This is a genomic window from Microbispora sp. ZYX-F-249, assembly GCF_039649665.1.
GTDB lineage: Bacteria > Actinomycetota > Actinomycetes > Streptosporangiales > Streptosporangiaceae > Microbispora > Microbispora maris.
Genome location: NZ_JBDJAW010000001.1, coordinates 258,459 through 276,796, shown reverse-complemented (window position 1 = coordinate 276,796; position 18,338 = coordinate 258,459). Strand labels below are relative to the sequence as shown.

Sequence of the window (18,338 nt, the reverse complement as noted above, 5' to 3'; positions counted from 1 at the left end):
CCGTGTCCACCCTGCCCGATGACCTGGACGGCGCGCTGGAGGAGTCGCTCGGACGATTCCCGATGGCCGAGCTGACGCGGAGCGTGCAGACGCTCATCCGGCAGTACCGGGAGGGCTTCGACCGGAGCGTGCCCGCGCTGAGCTCGGAGGTCGCGGTCGCCGCGTACGCCGGGTATCGCATGCCCGCGACCTACAGCGCCGTGAGCGCCGCGCTGCGTCAGGTCGCCCTGCTGGCCCCCGGTTTCGCGCCGGAGACCCAGGTGGACGTGGGCGGCGGCACGGGCAGCGCGCTGTGGGCCGCGAGCGCGGTCTGGCCGACGCTGCGCACGGTGACCGTCCTGGAGCAGTCCCCCTCCGCCATCGCCTTCGGGCGGCGACTGGCCGGTCGCGCGCCCGCGGCGGCCGTACGGGAGGCGCGCTGGCAGCAGGCGGTCGTCGACCGGAGCGTGCCCGCGCCCGCGGCCGACCTGGTCACGATGTCCTACGTGCTCGGCGAGCTGTCGCCCTCCGTCCAGGAGGACGTGGTCCGGTCAGTCGCCCGCGACGCCGGCATGCTGGTGATCGTCGAGCCCGGCACGCCCGGCGGGTACGCCCGGATCGCGGCGGCCCGGCGAGTGCTGGCCGGGCTGGGCCTGCACGTGGTCGCGCCCTGCCCGCACGACGGCGAGTGCCCGATCGTCCCGGACCGGGACTGGTGTCACTTCGCGGTCCGCCTCAACCGCACCGCGCTGCACCGGCGGATCAAGGACGGCACGCTGAGCTTCGAGGACGAGAAGTTCTCCTACGTCGCGGCGTCGGCCCGGCCGTGGCCGCGCGCGCAGGGCCGGGTCCTGCGCCATCCCCTCAAGCGCAAGGGGCTCGTCACGCTGCGCCTGTGCACGGCCGAGGACGGGCTGGCCGACCGTGCGGTCTCCAAGCGGCAGGGCGAGACCTACCGCGAGGCGCGCGACGTCGTCTGGGGCGACGCCTGGCCGCCCGCCGGTTAGGTCCTGTCCCCGAGGCTGTGGACGGTGGTCATGTCCGCGAGCCCGGAGATGGTCAGGACGGGGGCGAGCAGCTCGTTCGCGACGAGCTCGATGCGCGCGGCGTGCGCGAACAACACCGTCAGACCGGCGCTGTCGAGATACTCGACCGCGCTCAGGTCGACCAGGAGAGCATGGCCGCCGGCGCCTGCGGCATCGGTCAGGGCGGCCTCCAGCTCGCCGGCGTTGCTCATGTCGATCTCGCCGCTGACGGTGAGGACCGGGGTGCCGTCGGAACGGCGAGACGGAGCCAGGGTCAGGGGAGTCGTCATCGGGAGATCCTCGCGTGCATGTCGACGATGGTCCCGGCGACGCCGGGCTGGATGGTGACGTGCTGCATCAGGGCGCGCATGAGGGCGACACCCCGTCCGCGGTGCGTGTTGGCCTCGGGCTGCGGAGGCTTCCACCGGCCGCTGTCGGTGACGGTGAGGTACAGGTCGCCCGCGGTGGCGACGGCCCGCAGGCGGACGGTACGCCCGGGGCTGTCGCGGTGGCCGTGCTCGATCGCGTTGGCACAGGCCTCGCCCGCCGCGACCAGCACGTTCTGGACCATCGACGCGGTGATGTCACATCGGTTCAGCCAGTCCCGCAGGGCCGTACGGACGGGGGCGAGCTGGCTGGACTCGGCGGGGAAGGCCACATCCAGCGGCGCGGGCTGGCGGTAGAGCAGGAGGGCGACGTCGTCGTTGTAACCGGTGTCCGGCGTCATCCGCGTCATGACCTGCGTCGCCAGGTCCTCGATGGGGGCCGAGCGGCCGTCCTGCACGGCTGCGCTCGCCCGGTCGATCCCGGCGGTCAGCGGGCTGCGGCGGCGCTCGACGAGCCCGTCGGTGTAGAGCAGCAGCGTGGAGCGCGGCGGCATCGTGCAGGTGCTCTCGGGCCGGGGATGGCCGGGACGCACCGCGAGCGGGGTCGAACGGCCGCCCTCCAGCAGCTCGGTGGTGCCGTCGGAATGGGCCAGGATGCCGGGCGGGTGCCCCGCGCTGGAGTAGACGAGGCGGCCGGTCGTGGTGTCGAGGACGCCGCAGAACACGGTGGTGCACTTGGCCCCCGGCACCAGTGCGGCGAACTTGTCGAGCGCGCTCAGCACCTGTGCGGGACCGGCCTCCTGCAGCAGCAGGGCGCGGCAGGCGCTGCGGAGCTGGCCCATGACGGCGGCGGCTTCCAGGCCGCGTCCCACGCAGTCGCCGACCACGATGCCGATGCGGTCGTCGGGCAGCGGCACGATGTCGTACCAGTCGCCGCCGACCTCCAGGGGCCGGGTGGCCGGCTCATACCGTACGGCGAAGCCCTGGGGCAGGTGGGACGGCCCGAGGATGGCCCGCTGGAGCGCCACCGCGGCCTCGCGCTGCTGGTCGAGCTGGTGGGTCCGGTGCAGGCCCTGGCCGAGATGGCCGGACAGCAGCGCGAGCAGCGTCTGGTCCTCGGCGGTGAAGGGCCGGTTCTGGCCGAGGTCGATCCAGAGGGTCACGATCCCCTCGGGATGCTCCAGCGTGATGCCGGCCCCGTCCGCGGCGCTCGCCACCGGGCGCAGCGGCGGGAAGTCGCGCAGTTCGGTGAGCCTGTCCCGCAGGTCGTCCGGCAGAGACCGCCAGGAGGCCGCGGGGTCCGTGCCGAACAGCACCGGCTCCGCCTCGCCGTGCCCGGCGGACTCGCCCTGCCCCGCGGACTCGCCCTGCCCGGCGGCACCACTCTGCCCGGCCGACCCACCGTGCCACAGCGCGGCGGTCACCTGCCGGGCGCGCCAGACGTCGCGCAGCTCCAGCATCGCTCCGCTGAGCGCCTCCTCCACGCTGTTCGCCTCGGAGACGCGCACGCTGAGCGCGGCCAGGGCCGTCTCGCGCTGCACGAGGTAGTGCTCGGCGGTGACGTCACGCAGGGTGCCGACGACCCTGCGCTCGCCGGTGCTGGGATCGGCGACGTCGTTGAACGCGGCCGCCACCCAGATCTGGTGTCCGTCCCGGTGGGAGACGGGGATCACGCAGCTGCCCCGGCCGTGGCTCACGAGCTGCTCGAACGCCTCGCCGACCATCCGGTGCGCCACGGGGTCGTCGGCCTCGCGGGGCCACCAGGGGTGCAGGGCGGTGTAGGGCAGGCCCTCGGGGCCGTACCCGAGGATGTCGGTGAACGCCTGGTTGATCTCGATGACCGAGCCGTTCTCGTCGCAGACGAAGAACGCCTCCTGCAGTGACTCGAGCATGGCGGTCTGCCACCGCATGTGGCGCCCGCGGATGCGCGCCAGCTGCACGTTGGCCCGCACCCGCGCCAGCAGCTCGGCGGCGGAGAACGGCTTGACGAGGTAGTCGTCCGCGCCCGCCTCCAGCCCCTCGATCGAGGCCTCCTGGCCCGCACGGGCCGACAGCAGCAGCACCGGGACCCCGGCGGTGCGCGGGTCGGCCCGCAGCGCGGCCACCAGCTGCAGGCCGTCCAGGCGCGGCATCATGACGTCGCTGACGACGAGGTCGGGAGCGTCGGCGCGCACGGCATCCAGGGCCGCCTGCCCGTCGTTCACCACGGTGACCCGGTAGGACGGCCGCAGCAGGCGCGCGAGGTAGTCGCGCATGTCGGCGTTGTCGTCGGCGATCAGGACCCGGGGCGGGGGACCGTCCCCCCGGGGGCCGATGGACGCCGCCGCCTCTCCCGAGCCGGCCCTCTCCTCCGGAGGCAGCCAGCGCAGGGCCTCCTCGACGAACGGGTCGGCGGTGGCCGACACCACGTCCCCCCGGCGGGCCGGCACGACGCCGTCGGACGGCAGGTGCGCCGAGCCGAAGGGCAGCCGGATGGTGAACGTGGTGCCCGCGCCCTCGGCGCTCTCGGCGGTGATCGTCCCGCCGTGCAGGCCCACCAGCTCCTTCACCAGCGCCAGCCCGATGCCGCTGCCCTCGTTCGAGCGCGACCTGGCGCTCTCGATGCGATGGAACCGCTCGAACAGCCGCGGCAGTTCGTGCCGCGGGATCCCGATGCCGGAGTCGGCGACCGTGACGACGGCGTGCCCGTCCTCGGCGCGCAGCGCGACCCGGATGGAGCCGTCGAAGGTGAACTTGAGGGCGTTGCTCAGCAGGTTGAGCACCACCTTCTCCCACATGCTCCGGTCGACGTACACCGGTTCGCCCAAAGGAGGGCAGTCCACCTCGAAGGCGAGCCCGGCCCGGTCGATCGCGGAGCGGAAGACGCCGGCCAGCTCGGCGGTGACGGCGGCCAGGTCCACCGGCTCGTACGTGGCCCGCATGCGCCCGGCCTCGATGCGGGAGAAGTCCAGCAGCGTGTTGACGAGCTTGCCCAGCCGCAGGCCGTTGCGGTGGACCACGTCGAGGTCCTCGCGCACCTGCTCCCCGGCGTCGGCGAGCGCGGTGCGCAGGTCCTGCACCGGCCCCATGATCAGCGTCAGCGGGGTGCGGAACTCGTGGCTGATGTTGGAGAAGAAGGCCGTCTTCGCCCGGTCGAGCTCGGCCAGCTCCTCGGCCCTGCGCTGCTGGAGCTGGTAGGCCACGGCCGCGTTGACCAGCGCCGCGGTCTGCCGCGCCACCAGGGCGAGGAACGACTCGTACGCCTCGTCGAGCACCCGGCCCGCGCTGGCCGCCAGCACCATCACCCCGACGGTCTGGCCGCCGGTCTCACCGGCCAGCGGCAGCACCACGGCCTGCGCCGGCGGCGTCTGCCAGCCCCCCGAGGGCAGTGCGCCGAAACGCTCCGCCACGTCGGTCACCACGACGGGGGTCGCGCTGCGCAGCACCTGCTCCACCGGCCAGTCGCCGGGCCCGCCGGGCAGGGGGGACACGGCCGCGCCGCGCGGGCTCGTCACGGTCGGCACCAGCTCGTCCGTGCCGGGACGGCGCAGGTAGACGGCCGCGAACGGCACGTCGTGGCCCGACCGCTCCAGCACCTCGGCGACCAGCTCGCACGCCTCCTCCACGCTGCGGGCACGGCCCGCCTGGGCGCCGAGGTCCTGCAGCACCGCCAGGCGCCGCTCGCCGATGACCCGTTCGGTGGTGTCGCTGACCGCGGTGAACACGCCCCGCACGCCGCCGTCGTCGTCGTGCAGCGGGCTGTAGGAGTACGTCCAGTACGTCTCCTCCCAGTAGCCGTGCCGGTTCATCGGCAGCAGCAGGTCCTCCGACCAGGTCGCCTCGCCGGAGGCCATCACCGACCTCAGCATCGGGCCGATGGTGTGCCAGATCTCCGTCCACACCTGGTCGCCCGGCTTGCCCAGCGCCGGATGCTTGGAACCCAGCAACGGCAGGTAGGCGTCGTTGTAGAGGAACCGCAGCTCCTCCCCCCACCACACGATCATGGGGAACCGGGAGGTGAGGCAGATCCGGCACGCGGTGCGCAGGCTCGTCGGCCAGGTCGCCGGGTCTCCCATGGAGGTGCCGGACCACGGATGGTCCCGCATCCGCCGCGCCATCTCGCTGTCTCCGGGAAACAGCAGCTCCACCGGCCGGCCGTGCTGAACAGACATCGGTTCCGCCGCCCCGCTCATCGCTTTCGCCTTCTCCTCAACGGCCGGTGCGTCGTGGGCCGGATCTCGTGCGTGCCGGGCCTCCGCGCGGCTCCGGCAGGTCAGGGAAGGAACAGTTCAACGGTTTCGTAGGATAGGGCAAATCATCGACCGGCCACGCGAGCCCCGGGCCGCGGGCGGGGGACGGGAAGGAGCCCGAGGTCAGCACCGTCGACGAAGCGCCGGGCATGCCGATGCCGCTCGCCTCCGCCGCGGAGGCGCGCCGCCTCGCGGCCGTGCGCCGCTACGCGGCCCTGGACACCGCCTCCGGCGCCGCGTTCGACCGGGTGGCCGCCCTGGCCGCGCGAATCTTCCACGCCCCTTTCGCCACCGTGACGATCGTCGGCGACGACACGGTCCGCGTCATCGCCGCGCACGGGCCGCCACCGCGCCGGGCGATCATCGAGAGCCTGTGCGCCGCGGCCGTACGGCACGCTGGCCCGTTTGTCGTCGACGACGTGCTGCTGGACCCGCGGGCGGCCGGCGACCCGGCGGTGCGCGGCGAGCCCGGCATCCGCTTCTACGCCGCCGCGGTGATCACGACGGCCGACGGCGAGGCCCTGGGCAGCGTCAACGTCATGGACACCCGTCCCCGGCAGGCCGGCGAGGAGGAACTGGCCTGCCTGCGGGACCTGGCCGCGCTGGTCATGGACGAGCTGGAGGTGCGGCTGACCACGCACCGTACGGTCGAGGTCGAGAGGGAGCTGCGCGCGGGAGCCGAGCGGCTGGCCCGGACCCTGCAGCGCACCCTGCTTCCGCCGGCGCTGCCCCGGGTGCCCGGGCTGTGCGCGGCCGCCGCCTACCACCCGGTCTCCGCCGACGAGGTCGGCGGCGACTTCTACGACCTCTTCCCGCTCGACGGCGACCGGTGGGCGTTCTTCCTCGGCGACGTCTGCGGCAAGGGCGCCGACGCCGCCGCACTGACGTCCCTGGTCCGTTACACCCTGCGCGCCGCGGCCGTCTACGACGCCGACCCGCACGCGGTGCTGGCCAACCTCGACGCGGTCCTGCAACAGGAGCACGCGGGCGGCGAGGCCCCCGTGCCGTACTGCACCGCGGTCTTCGGCGTCCTGCAGCCCGACGGCGACGGGTTCGGCGTCACGCTCGCCACCGGAGGGCATCCCCCGGCGCTGGCGGTGCGGGCGGACGGCACCGTCGAGCCCATCCACCCGGCCGGGGGACAGCTGATCGGCATCCTGCGCAATCCGCACTTCGCGCAGGTGAGCGCTCGGCTGAACGCCGGCGACGCGCTGCTGCTGTACACCGACGGCCTCACCGAGGCGCGGACGCCGACCGGTTCGATGCTCGACGAGGACGGCCTGACCGCGTACCTCGCCGCGGCGGGACCCACGAGCGCCGACGCCCTCCTGACCACCGTGCACGACCTGATCACGGCCTTGGGCACGGGGGTGTCAGACGACACCGCCGTTCTCGCCCTGTCCGTGCCGCCCGCCACTCGAACGCCGTCCTCCGGGAGTCTCGGTGCCGCATGACAACAATCTGACCGTCACCCTTCAGCCGCACGCCTCCGGTCCGCGCCTGCTGGTCGTGGCCGGGGACCTGGACCATCACACCACTCCGCGCCTGCGGGCGGCTCTGGAGGAGATCGAGTTCGGCCCGGGCGCCGACCTGGTGATCGACCTGTCCGGGCTGACCTTCTGCGACTCCACCGGCATCGCCACACTGGTCGCCGCCCACCAGCGCGCCCACGACGCGGGCGCCGCCCTGCTCCTGGCCGGTCTCGACTCGGACATCTCCCGCGTCTTCCAGATCATGGGCCTGGACCGGCTGCTCGCCTTCTACGACAGCCCGGAAGAGGCCGTACGCGCCCTGAGCAAGTAGCCCTACAGGGGCGCGGCGACGGTGACCGCGATGTTCTGCCTGATGTCGCAGTTCCCGACCCGGCGGCAGAAACCGTCCGCCACGCTGGTCGCACCGCCCGCGGTGCTGGCCGCGGTGTGCTGGTGACCGCGGTTCCGGGTGGGGCTGTCCAGCTGGACGATGTTCCGGTTGCGGGTGCCGTTCCCGACGGAGGCCGGACCGTCCCCGGCCGCCCGCCCGGACCGCGCGCTCGCGGGGGCGGCGAGGAGGACCTGCGCGGCGGCCGCCGTGGACAGGACGGCGGCGAGGACGGCGGCGGACGACGGGACAAGCCGGGACGCGCCGCGTGAGATGAGCATCCGCCCCCGCCTTTCGCCCATGCGCCGCCCGTCGGCGCGCGTGGTCACACCGTAGCTTCCGCGATGGCTCGGCGGTGGTCAGCGGCGCGCGTGTCCCGTGACGTTCCCGTCGTCCGCGCGCGCCTCAGCGTCCGTTGATCACGGTGCCGTTCGTCCTGGGGGAGCTCTGGTTGCGGCCCCGGAGATTCTGGGAGCCCCTGCAGCCGGGACGGTGCGTGCAGTTGGCGGCCTGCGTGTTCACCGAGGCGTCCACGCCCGTGATGACCTGCTGAGCGCCCGTCGTGTTCCGCTGACTGCCGACGAGCAGGGAGTTCAGGTTGTTCTGGCCGTTGTTGATCACATACCTGGAGTTGGCGCCGTTCCCGTCGCCGCCGCCCCATCCCCGGCCCCGGCCCGTCGCCGCGTCCGCGCTCACGGGGGCGAGCGCGAGGCCGGCGCCCGTGAGAGTCAGCGCGGTCAGCGCCAGCAGTCGAGCCCTGCGACGAGCCCTGTGACGAGCCATGATCGTGTGCGCCTTCCCCGATGTCCGTCCTGGAGATCCGTCCGTACGGACCTGCCGGGCATCTACCCCGGGCGGACACGCCCGTCACGCTGTCTGATCGAGGATTAACCCGCCTGTGGGGATATGGCGGTTCTTCTGGCGGCCCGCCGGATTCGCGCATCCGGGCTCAGCAGCTCGATCTGCCGGTCCGACGCCCGTATCCGCTGCGTCACATCGCAGGAGCGGGACCTCCGCCCGCAGATCGTGCTCTGCGCGTTCGCGACGCCGCTGACGCCGACCGTCCTCTGCTGGATGCCGGTCCCGTTCCCCGCGCTGCCCACCGTCAGCTGACCGACGTTGCGGATCCCGTTGCCCACGCGGACGGTGGTGCTGTTGCCGTTGCGGTCGCCGGCCGTACGGGTGACCGCCGCGAGACCGGCGGCGGGAGGCCGTGCCGCGACGAGTCCCGCCGCCGCGATCGTGACCGCCACCAGGGCGAGACCGGCGCGCATCAGCGGTCCGCCGCCCGCCGGGCCCGGGGCTCGGCGCTTCGGGCGCGGATGTCCTGTGACAGCGCGCAGCGGCGGGCGCGCGGCCTGCACAGGCCGCCCTGCACGCTGCTCAGACCGCCCACTCCGGCCGAGAGCTGGTGGAGGACGCCACGCAGCCGGGTGCTACCGATCGCCACCATGGTCCGGTTGGCCGAGCCGTTGCCCACGCGTACGGCCGAGCGGTTCCCGTTCCCGTCTCCGGCCGCCGCCGCATACGCGTTCACCGGCGCGAGGGCCAGTACGGCCGCGAGCGTGACCGCGACCGGCGCGGGCCGTCGCGGCCGGCGGCCGGGGGATCGCGGGAGGGCCCGGATTTTCGGCATCGTGATCGGCATCGACGTGCCTCTACCCCGCCCGTGGGCCCGCGTCCCGGCCCCCGGCGGAAACCGGGCCGGATCATGGCCCGCACCTTGACCGGCCGCCCCTCGCGCGAAGGGGCGGCCGGTCGCCGGTCATCGGCTGGTCACCTCGTACGTCCGCAGGTAGTCGAAGGTGGCCGTGGCGCCAGCCGTGTTCATCGAGATCAGGCCGATCCGCACCGGGCCGGTGCGCGGGAGCGACCAGCTGCCGCCCCAGATCCAGTGGGTGCCGTCGGTGCTCGACGCCATCCGGACGTCGTGCTCGCCGTTCTCCTCGTCGTAGTGGTAGAGCAGCCGCAGCCAGGTGGTCCGCGCGGCCGGGCCGCCGAACATCGGCGCGTTGGCGACCGCGGTGGGCGGGGTGGCGCCCGGGCGCGGGCCCTCCTTGCCGAACTCGGTCTGGTGCAGCACCGCGCCGTTGCCCTGGTTGAGGGGCAGGACCGTGTGCGTCAGTTTGAGCCACCGGTCGTCGTTCTCGTACAGCAGCAGGCCGGCCTGCTGGTTGCCGCGCGTGCCGTCGAAGGTGAGCTTCGTCTCGACGGCGAAGTCGCCCTGCGGCGCGTCGCGCAGCAGGATCGACGCGGTGTTGGTGCCCTGGAACAGCTCGGCGTTCTGGGTCGGCCAGACCAGGGAGCCGTTCGACAGGGTGGCCGACGGGTTGCGGACCCGCGCCCAGGCGGTGGGCGTGCCCGTGCCGTCGAACTCGTCGGAGTACGCCGTGAGCCGCTCGCCCAGGACGGGATCGGCCACCCGCTCGGTCACCGGCGTGTACAGCGGAGCCGCGCCCACGTTGTCGGCGTCGGCGGCGCCGCGCGTGGTCACGCCGATGGCGCCGGAGGTGGGCGCGCCGCCGGGCAGCGTCGTTGCGACCGTCGCCAGCGGGTCACCGAGCCGGTCGGCGGACACCGACACGACCAGCGCGTTCCCGCGCCGCTCGGCGGCCACGTTGTGCCAGGAGCCGTAGTCGAACGAGGCCGGCAGCGGGCTGCTCGCCGTCGTCGTCTTCCCGTTCACCTTGGTCGTCACCACGAGCGCGCCCTGCTCCCGGTCGAGCCACGCGGTGATGTTCCGCGCGCCGTTCTCGCGGGTCACGAAGAGCCCGGCGGCGCTGCCGCCCTCGCCCAGCCGCAGGTCGGCCTCCACCCGCACGTCGCCCTGGACGGTCTCGTCGCTGAGCTCACTGGTCGAGCCCTTGCCGGTGAGGTGGCCGAGCGAGTCGGGGTCGGAGGCGGGCTTCCACGGCCCCTTCCACCCGTCCGTGCCGGAGTTGAACGTGCTGCCGACGCTCCACGTGGTGACCGGCGCCGGCTGCTCGCCCGTGGACGGCCCGGCCCCGGCCCGTACGACCGGCCAGCCGTCGATCCAGTCGAGCCGGTCGATCATCAGCGGGCGGCGGGCCAGGTTGGCGATCGTCGTGCCCCAGGTCGTCGTGACCGGCCCGAACTCGGGAGCCGACGACGGGATCGCGTGGTACACGAGCCAGTCCTGCCCGCTGAGGTCGGTCTGGATGGCGTTGTGGCCCGGGCCGACCCAGCCGTTGCCGTTGGCCGCCAGGACGATGCCGTCCTTGCTGGTCAGGTCCATGAGGTCGACGCCGGTGGGGGTGGTGAACGGCCCGAGCGGGTTGTCGGACCGGCCGACCTTGACCGTGTAGCCGCTGAACGCGCCGTCGCAGCATCCGGCGTCGGAGTAGAAGAGGTAGTACCAGTCGTCGCGCCGGACGACGAAGCCGCCCTCCATGCGGCGACCGCGGCCGATCTGCGTGACCTCGCCGGTGACCTCGGTCGCGTCGGCGTTCATCTTCGCGACGCAGATCGTGTCGTAGCTGCCCCAGTAGAGGTAGTTGTCGCCGTTCACGTCGGTGTAGACGGCCTGGTCGATGTTGTTGGTCGGGCAGCCGCTGCCGCCCGCCGGGACTATCCGGCCGCGGTCGGTCCACGGCCCGGTCGGGTGCGGGCTGGTGGCGAGCCCGACACCACTCGTGGAGAGCGAGTACGTCAGGTGGTAGTTCCCGTTGACATACCGGATGTCGGGCGCCCAGGGACGGGCGCCGTTCGGCCACCACGAGGGGTGGTCCTCCCCGGTGTAGACGTCCCCGGCGTACGTCCAGTGGACCATGTCGGCCGACGTGAGCATCGGCAGGATGTGCTCGTTCTTCCCGTCGATCGGGTTCGTGGTGCCGTAGGCGTACCAGAGGCCGTCCTTGCCCCGGATCATCGCGGGGTCGGGGAAGGTCCGCACGGCGTCGCCGCTGACCGGGTTGGAGTAGGTGGCGGGGGTGGAGGAGGCGGGGCCGGTCGCCGGCGCTGCTGCCTGTGCGGGCGGCGACGTGACCACGGTGGACGCGAGGAGTAAGGCTCCGATCACCAGTTGTCTCACGGCGAGCACCGTAGACAGGCCGAATTTTTCCGTCGAGACGCCGTCGAAATCCGGTGTCCCACCTGTCGCAGAAGGCGTCGGCCGATGCGGCAGGATGCCTGGGAGCTTGTCGAGGGGGTGTCCACGCTGGTCAGAGGTTTCGTCAGGATCCCGGACGAATCTACCGATTCTTTTTGCCGGATGGTTGACGTAAAAAACAGACGAACCTTAGGTTGCCAGCGTGTCAACGACCCCCAACGGCGTGCACGCACTCGTGCGCCGCTCCCATGAGGAGCGGGTGCTGCGCGTGCTCCGCCAGAACGGCGCGCAGAGCCGCAACGAGATCGCGGCCCGGGTCGGCCTGTCACGCACCACGGTCTCCGAGATCACCAGCGATCTGCTCGGCCGGGGTGCCATCCGCGTCGTCGACACCGACGCCGTGGAGCGGGTGGGCAGCGGCCGGCCGGCCGAGCGGCTCGCGCTGGACCCGGCCTCCGGGCAGTACATGGGCGTCGACTTCGGCCATCGCCGGGTGAACGTCCTGGTGGCCGACGCCGCGCACGAGATCATCGCGTCCGGGACCGCGCGCTACGAGGAGTCGGCGCAGTGGCCCGAGCGTCTCGACGCCGGGCTCGCCCTGATCGACCGGCTGAGCGCGGAGACCGGCGTCCACTACGGCGCACTGCAGGCGATCGGCATCGGCGTGCCGGGGTGGGGCGACCGATCCCGGGCCGACGGCGTCGCGGAGGTGTTCGCCCAGCGCTTCCACGCCGCGGTGACCGTCGACAACAACGTGCGCTTCGCCGGGCTGGCCGAGGCGCTGCACGCCCAGTCGGACTCCGTACGCGATCTCATCTACCTGCGCCTGTCCGACGGGGTCGGCGGCGGGCTGGTGGTGGGCGGCCAGCTGGTGCGCGGCTCGCGCGGCTACGCGGGCGAGCTCGGCCACGTGACCGCCGTGGCCGGCGGCGCGCAGTGCCGCTGCGGCAAGCGCGGCTGCGTGGAGACCGTCGCGTCGGCGCCGGCGATCCTCGCGCGGTGCAGGGAGCTCGGCGTGCCCGTGGACACGCTGGACGACCTGAAGGGCGCGGTGGACATCGCCCACCCGGTCGTCGACCAGGTGCTCCGCGAGGCCGGCACGGCGGTCGGCCGGGTGCTCGGCACGGCGGTCATGACCCTCAACCCGGACGAGATCGTGCTCGGCGGCGAGATCATCCAGATCGCTCCGGCCCTGCTGCGGCAGGTCGCGGACACGGTCACCTACGAGCTGTCGTGGTGGACCGACGCGGCGCCCGTGATCCGCCCCGCCCTGCTGTCGGACGACGGCGGCGCGCGCGGGGCCATCGCGGCCCTGTTCCACGAGTCCCCCCTGCTCGCCGGATACGAAGCGAACGTCACGACGGACGGAGGCCGATAGTGGCCGTGACCACCGCGGGCGCCACGAGGGACGGCAACGCCCCCGCCCGGCCGCGCAAGAACAGGACCTTCCTGGTCCTCAACATCATCTCGATCGTGGCCGGGATCGCGATCTGGTGGGGGCTGTCCCTGTCGGGACTCCAGTTCCCCACCCCGGGCGAGGTCGTCGCGGCCGCCTGGAAGATGATCGGGGACGGCACGCTCGCCACCGACGTGGGCGCCTCACTCGGGCGCGTGCTGGCCGGGTTCGCCCTCGGCTCGATCGCGGCGGTGATCGTCGGGTTCGTCATGGGGTGGTACACCGTGGCCCGCGGCCTGTTCGAGCCGTGGATCCAGTTCTTCCGCACGATCCCGCCGCTGGCGATGCTGCCCCTGGTGCTCGTCCTGATGGGCATCGGCGAAAGCCCGAAGATCTTCGTCATCTTCCTGGCGGCGTTCCTGTCCTGCGTCATCTCGACCTACCAGGGCGTGGTGAACGTGGACAGGACGCTGATCAACGCCGCGCGGGTGCTCGGCGCGGGCGACGGGACCATCTTCGGCCGCGTCGTGGTGCCGGCCTCCACGCCGTTCATCCTCGTGGGCATGCGGGTCGGGCTCGGCTCGGCCTGGGGCACGCTGGTGGCCGCGGAGCTCCTGGCCGCGCAGGCCGGGCTCGGCCACCGGATGCAGAGCGCGCAGCTCTACTACGACCTTCCGACGATCTTCGTCGGCATCATCGCGATCGGGGTCCTCGGCCTGATCATGGACCGGCTGCTCATGATCGCCGGCAACAAGCTGACGGCCTGGCAGGAGAACCGATGAGCACTCCCAAGATCTCCGTACGCGACGTCGAGAAGGTCTTCCCCGTCGGGAAGGAGCCGTTCGTCGCGCTCGGCGGCGTGTCGCTGGACATCGCCGACAACGAGTTCGTGACCGTCGTCGGCCCCTCCGGCTGCGGCAAGAGCACGCTGCTCAACATCCTCGCCGGGCTGGAGCAGCCCACCGGCGGCACCGCACTGGTGGACGGCAGGCCGGTCACCGGCCCCGGCCCCGAGCGCGGCGTGATCTTCCAGCAGTACGCGCTGTTCCCGTGGCTGACCGTCCGGGAGAACGTCGAGTTCGGCATGCGCACCGCGAAGGTCCCCAAGAGCGAGCGGCGGGAGCGCGCCGAGCACTTCATCCGCCTGGTCGGCCTGGAGCAGTTCGCCGACGCCCTGCCCAAGACGCTGTCGGGCGGCATGAAGCAGCGCTGCGCGATCGCCCGGGCGTACGCGGTGAACCCGTCGATCCTGCTCATGGACGAGCCCTTCGGCGCCCTGGACGCGCTGACCCGGGTGCGTCTCCAGGAGCAGCTCCTGGAGACCTGGAGCAAGGAGCGGCGGACGGTCATGTTCATCACCCATGACGTCGACGAGGCGGTGTTCCTCGCCAACCGGGTGGTCGTCATGGCCGCCCGGCCGGGCCGGATCGCCGAGGTCATCGAGGTCGACCTCCCCTATCCGCGGGACGAGGACATGCGGCTGAGCCCCGAGTTCGGGGCGCTGCGCAACCGCGTCTGGCATGCGGTGTACCACCAGCGGCAGATCAAGGAGCCCGCGCAATGAAGAAGACAATCCTGGCCGCCGCGGCGGTCGTCGTGGCGCTGTCGGCGGCCGCCTGCGGGTCGGACGACTCCGGCGACTCCAGCGCCTCGGGCGGCGGCACGACGCACGTGGACTTCGGCTACATCGCCGACTTCAACGGCGCGAGCCTGCTCGCCGTCGCCGACAAGCAGGGCCTGTGGAAGAAGCACGGGCTCGACGCCAAGGTCAGCGTGTTCACCAACGGCCCGCTGCAGATCCAGGCGCTGGGCACCGGCGACCTCGACTTCGGCTACATCGGCCCCGGCGCCATGTGGCTGCCCGCCTCCGGCAAGGCCAAGGTCATCGCGCTGAACACGCTCGGCAACGCCGACCGCGTCATCGCCCAGGCCGGCATCACCTCGCTGGAGGGCCTGAAGGGCAAGACGATCGGCGTGCCCGAGGGCACCTCCGGCGACATGATCCTCACGCTCGCGCTGAAGAAGGCAGGGCTGACCAAGGACGACGTGAAGATCGTCCCGATGGACGCGTCCACGATCGTGTCGGCGTTCACCTCCAAGCAGATCGACGCGGCCGGCTTCTGGTACCCGGCCATCTCGACGATCAAGAAGACCGTCCCCGACCTGGTCGAGCTGGCCAAGAACGAGGACTTCGCCGACACCGTGTCGTTCCCGACCGCGTTCGTCGGCGGCAACGACGTCGTCGCGAACGAGAAGGACAAGACCGAGAAGGTCATCGGGGTGCTGCGCGACGCCATCCAGTACCGCAGCGAGCACCTCGACGAGACCGTGGCCGCGACCGCCGAGATGCTGAAGCTCCCGGCCGACCAGGTCAAGGCCGACGCCGCCAACTCCAAGGTGCTGTCGCTCGCCGACCTGGACGGCTACAGCAAGGACGGCACCATCGAGAAGTGGCTGAGCGGGATGGGCGACTACTTCGTCGGCGCGGGCAAGCTGCCCTCGGCCGTCGACCCGAAGACGTACTACACCGGCGACCTGTTCACGGGCGCGGCCCAGTGACGAGCCCTGTGAACATCCTGTTCCTGATGACCGACCAGCACCGGGCCGACACCCTGGGCGCGTACGGCAACCGCCTCGCGGCCACCCCGGTGCTGGACGAGCTGGCCCGGACCGGGACCAGGTTCGACCGCTGGTACACCCCGACCGCGATCTGCACGCCGGCCCGGGCGAGCCTGCTGACCGGGCAGGCGCCGTTCCGGCACAAGCTGCTCGCCAACCACGAGAGGAACGTCGGCTACATCGAGGACCTGCCGGACGGCCAGTGGTCGTTCTCGGAGGCCCTGCGCGGCGCCGGGTACAACTGCGGGCTCATCGGCAAGTGGCACGTCGGCCACCACCGGCGGGCGGCCGACTTCGGGTTCGACGGGCCGGACCTGCCGGGGTGGCACAACCCCGTGGACCACCCCGACTACCTGGACTACCTCAAGGTGAACGACCTGCCGCCGTACGAGATCCACGACCGCATCCGCGGGACGCTGCCGAACGGCGGGCCGGGCAACCTGCTCGCCGCGCGGCTGCGCCAGCCGGTCGAGGCGACGTTCGAGCACTACCTCGCCACCCGGGCGATCGAGATGCTTGAGCGGTACGCCGCCGACCCGAAGCCGTTCTTCCTGCAGCTCAACTTCTTCGGCCCGCACCTGCCGTACATCGTGCCGGACGAGTACTTCGACATGTTCGACCCCGAGCTGGTCGAGCTGCCCAAGTCGATCGCCGAGACCTTCGCCGGCAAGCCGCCGGTGCAGGCCAACTACAGCGCGCACTGGACGTTCGACACCATGCCGCTGGAGGTGACGCGCAAGCTCATCGCGGTCTACTGGGGCTACGTCGCGCTCATCGACATGGAGATCGGCCGGGTCATGGACGCCATGCGGCGCCTCGGCCTGAACGACGAGACCGCGGTGTTCTTCACCTGCGACCACGGCGAGTTCACCGGCGCCCACCGGCTGCACGACAAGGGCCCGGCGATGTACGAGGACATCTACCGCACGCCCGGCCTGCTGCGGATCCCCGGCCAGGAGCCCGGGGTCGTCAGGACCGAGTTCGTCAGCCTGCTGGACTGCACGGCGACGATCCTGGACCTGGCCGGGATCGACCCCGCCCCGGCGGTCGACTCCCGCAGCCTGGTGCCGCTCGCCTCCGCCCGCGAGGTGCCGTGGGAGCAGGACATCGTCTGCGAGTTCCACGGGCACCACTTCCCGTACCCGCAGCGGATGATCCGGACCGACCGCTACAAGCTGGTCGTCAACCCCGACTCGACCAACGAGCTGTACGACCTGTTCACCGACCCGGACGAGCTGCTCAACGTCTACAACCATCCCGAGATGGCGGAGGTGCGCGGGCGGCTCATGCGGCGGCTCTACCAGGTGCTGCGCGACCGGGGCGACAACTTCTACCACTGGATGACCTCGATGTACGACGTCGGCGAGGTGTCGTACGACCCCACCCTGAGCGGGCTGGACGAGGCGACCTACCGATGAGCGGGCGCCCGAACATCGTCATGATCCTGACCGACGACCACGCGTCGCACGCGGTCGGCGCGTACGGCTCGGTCGTCAACCGGACGCCGCGGATCGACGAGATCGCGGACCTCGGCGTCCGGTTCGACAACTGCTTCGCGACGAACGCCCTGTGCTCCCCGAGCCGGGCCAGCATCCTGACCGGCACGTACTCGCACGTGAACGGCGTGTCGACACTGGTCACGCCGATCGACGCGGCGCAGCCGACGTTCGTGAGCCAGTTGAAGGCGGCCGGATATCGCACGGCGATCGTCGGCAAGTGGCACATGGGGGACGGCCCGGGGCACAACCCCCAGGGGTTCGACTACTGGGACGTGCTGATCGAGCAGGGGGAGTACTTCGACCCCTCGTTCCTGTCGGAGGACGGCCTGCGCACCGTCCCCGGCTACGCCACCGACCTCATCACGGACATGGCGCTGAGCTGGGCGGACTCGCTCGACGGCGACGATCCGTACTGTCTGCTGATCTACCACAAGGCGCCGCACCGCCCGTGGGAGCCCGACGACAGGCACGCGGGGATGTACACCGATCCCATCCCTGTTCCGTCCACGTTCGGCGACGACTACGCGACGCGCTCGTCGTCGGCCCGGCGGGCCGCCATGCGGATCGCCGAGCACCTCAACGCCGAGGACCTCAAGCAGGACCCGCCCGAGGGGCTGTCGTACGAGGAACTGGCGCTGTGGAAGTACCAGCGCTACATGGAGGACTACCTGGCCGTCGTCGCGTCGGTGGACGACAACGTCGGCCGGGTGGTCGACTGGCTGCGCGAGCGTGGCGACTTCGACGACACGCTGCTGATGTACTGCTCCGACCAGGGCTTCTTCCTCGGCGACCACGGCTGGTTCGACAAGCGGTTCATGTACGAGGAGTCGCTGCGGATGCCGCTCGTGCTGAGCTACCCGCGGCGCATCCCGGCCGGGCAGGTGCACGACGGCATCGTCACCAACGTCGACTTCGCGCAGACCGTGCTGGACGCGGCCGGGGTGCCGCACCATCCCCGGATGCAGGGCCGCAGCTTCCTCGCCGACCTGACCGGTGAGCCGGGGACGCCGCCGGCGGAGGGCATGTACTACCGCTACTGGGAGCACGACGACGTCTTCCACAAGGCGCCGGCCCACTACGGCTACCGGACCGATCGCTACAAGATCATCTACTTCTACAACGACGGCATGGGCATCCCCGGCACGGGCGCGTTCACCTATCCGGGCGAATGGGAGCTGTACGACCTGGAGGCGGATCCGGAGGAGCTGCGCAACGTCTACGACGACCCGGCCTACCGGGAGATCCGCGAGGAGATGAAGGTCCGCATGTGGCACGCCCAGGCGGCGGTCGGCGACGAGCCGCATCCCAGCCAGCCGGTGCCGAAGGGAATCTGACC

Annotated in this window: 16 protein-coding genes; 9 read left to right on the top strand and 7 right to left on the bottom strand. The window is 72.0% G+C overall.

The annotated features are described in order from the left end of the window. Positions 1–2 precede the first annotated feature (2 nt). A complete protein-coding gene (locus tag AAH991_RS01200) occupies positions 3–986 on the top strand; it encodes a small ribosomal subunit Rsm22 family protein (protein ID WP_346223595.1) in 984 nt (327 codons plus the stop codon). Here AAH991_RS01200 and AAH991_RS01195 read toward each other — a convergent pair. Further along, positions 983–1,294: an STAS domain-containing protein gene (locus AAH991_RS01195; RefSeq protein ID WP_346223594.1), complete on the bottom strand. Its 312-nt coding sequence runs from the start codon at positions 1,292–1,294 to the stop codon at positions 983–985. The genes AAH991_RS01200 and AAH991_RS01195 overlap by 4 nt on opposite strands. Then, positions 1,291–5,481: a SpoIIE family protein phosphatase gene (locus tag AAH991_RS01190; protein ID WP_346224062.1), complete on the bottom strand. Its 4,191-nt coding sequence runs from the start codon at positions 5,479–5,481 to the stop codon at positions 1,291–1,293. Before AAH991_RS01190 ends, AAH991_RS01195 begins: the two co-directional genes overlap by 4 nt. Before the next feature lie 227 nt (positions 5,482–5,708). Between AAH991_RS01190 and AAH991_RS01185 the strand changes: the two genes are divergently transcribed. After that, positions 5,709–7,013, top strand: a complete 1,305-nt coding sequence (locus AAH991_RS01185; RefSeq protein WP_346224061.1) for a PP2C family protein-serine/threonine phosphatase — start codon at positions 5,709–5,711, stop codon at positions 7,011–7,013. After that, positions 7,003–7,362, top strand: coding sequence for an STAS domain-containing protein (locus AAH991_RS01180; RefSeq protein WP_346224060.1), 360 nt, complete (start codon positions 7,003–7,005; stop codon positions 7,360–7,362). Before AAH991_RS01185 ends, AAH991_RS01180 begins: the two co-directional genes overlap by 11 nt. Before the next feature lie 2 nt (positions 7,363–7,364). On the opposite strand, the gene AAH991_RS01175 is transcribed toward AAH991_RS01180, so the two are convergent. The 5 genes from AAH991_RS01175 to AAH991_RS01155 form a co-directional block, all read right to left on the bottom strand. Next, on the bottom strand, positions 7,365–7,700 hold the full coding sequence (locus AAH991_RS01175; RefSeq protein WP_346224059.1) for a hypothetical protein: 336 nt from the start codon (positions 7,698–7,700) through the stop codon (positions 7,365–7,367). Positions 7,701–7,824: 124 nt separating this feature from the next. Continuing rightward, positions 7,825–8,202: a hypothetical protein gene (locus AAH991_RS01170; RefSeq protein ID WP_346224058.1), complete on the bottom strand. Its 378-nt coding sequence runs from the start codon at positions 8,200–8,202 to the stop codon at positions 7,825–7,827. Between the two features lie 104 nt (positions 8,203–8,306). Continuing rightward, a complete protein-coding gene (locus AAH991_RS01165; protein ID WP_346224057.1) occupies positions 8,307–8,693 on the bottom strand; it encodes a hypothetical protein in 387 nt (128 codons plus the stop codon). After that, the gene (locus AAH991_RS01160) at positions 8,693–9,067 is read right to left on the bottom strand and encodes a hypothetical protein (RefSeq protein WP_346224056.1); all 375 of its coding nucleotides are present in this window, start codon (positions 9,065–9,067) and stop codon (positions 8,693–8,695) included. The genes AAH991_RS01165 and AAH991_RS01160 overlap by 1 nt, the downstream gene beginning before the upstream one ends. A gap of 117 nt (positions 9,068–9,184) precedes the next feature. After that, the gene (locus AAH991_RS01155; RefSeq protein ID WP_346224055.1) at positions 9,185–11,470 is read right to left on the bottom strand and encodes a glycoside hydrolase family 43 protein; all 2,286 of its coding nucleotides are present in this window, start codon (positions 11,468–11,470) and stop codon (positions 9,185–9,187) included. 220 nt (positions 11,471–11,690) lie between these two features. Between AAH991_RS01155 and AAH991_RS01150 the strand changes: the two genes are divergently transcribed. From AAH991_RS01150 to AAH991_RS01125, 6 genes are read left to right on the top strand one after another with little or no spacing between them, the layout of a single operon-like run. After that, entirely contained in the window at positions 11,691–12,866 is a 1,176-nt protein-coding gene (locus AAH991_RS01150) for an ROK family transcriptional regulator (RefSeq protein ID WP_346224054.1), read from the top strand. Beyond that, complete coding sequence (locus AAH991_RS01145) at positions 12,866–13,666, top strand: ABC transporter permease (protein WP_346224053.1); 801 nt, start codon at positions 12,866–12,868, stop codon at positions 13,664–13,666. The genes AAH991_RS01150 and AAH991_RS01145 overlap by 1 nt, the downstream gene beginning before the upstream one ends. After that, complete coding sequence (locus tag AAH991_RS01140; RefSeq protein WP_346224052.1) at positions 13,663–14,448, top strand: ABC transporter ATP-binding protein; 786 nt, start codon at positions 13,663–13,665, stop codon at positions 14,446–14,448. Before AAH991_RS01145 ends, AAH991_RS01140 begins: the two co-directional genes overlap by 4 nt. Next, positions 14,445–15,443: an aliphatic sulfonate ABC transporter substrate-binding protein gene (locus AAH991_RS01135; protein WP_346224051.1), complete on the top strand. Its 999-nt coding sequence runs from the start codon at positions 14,445–14,447 to the stop codon at positions 15,441–15,443. Before AAH991_RS01140 ends, AAH991_RS01135 begins: the two co-directional genes overlap by 4 nt. Further along, positions 15,440–16,921 carry a sulfatase family protein gene (locus tag AAH991_RS01130; protein WP_346224050.1) on the top strand — a complete coding sequence of 494 codons (1,482 nt, stop codon included), beginning with the start codon at positions 15,440–15,442 and terminating at the stop codon, positions 16,919–16,921. Before AAH991_RS01135 ends, AAH991_RS01130 begins: the two co-directional genes overlap by 4 nt. After that, positions 16,918–18,336, top strand: a complete 1,419-nt coding sequence (locus tag AAH991_RS01125) for a sulfatase family protein (protein WP_346224049.1) — start codon at positions 16,918–16,920, stop codon at positions 18,334–18,336. The genes AAH991_RS01130 and AAH991_RS01125 overlap by 4 nt, the downstream gene beginning before the upstream one ends. Positions 18,337–18,338: the final 2 nt, after the last annotated feature.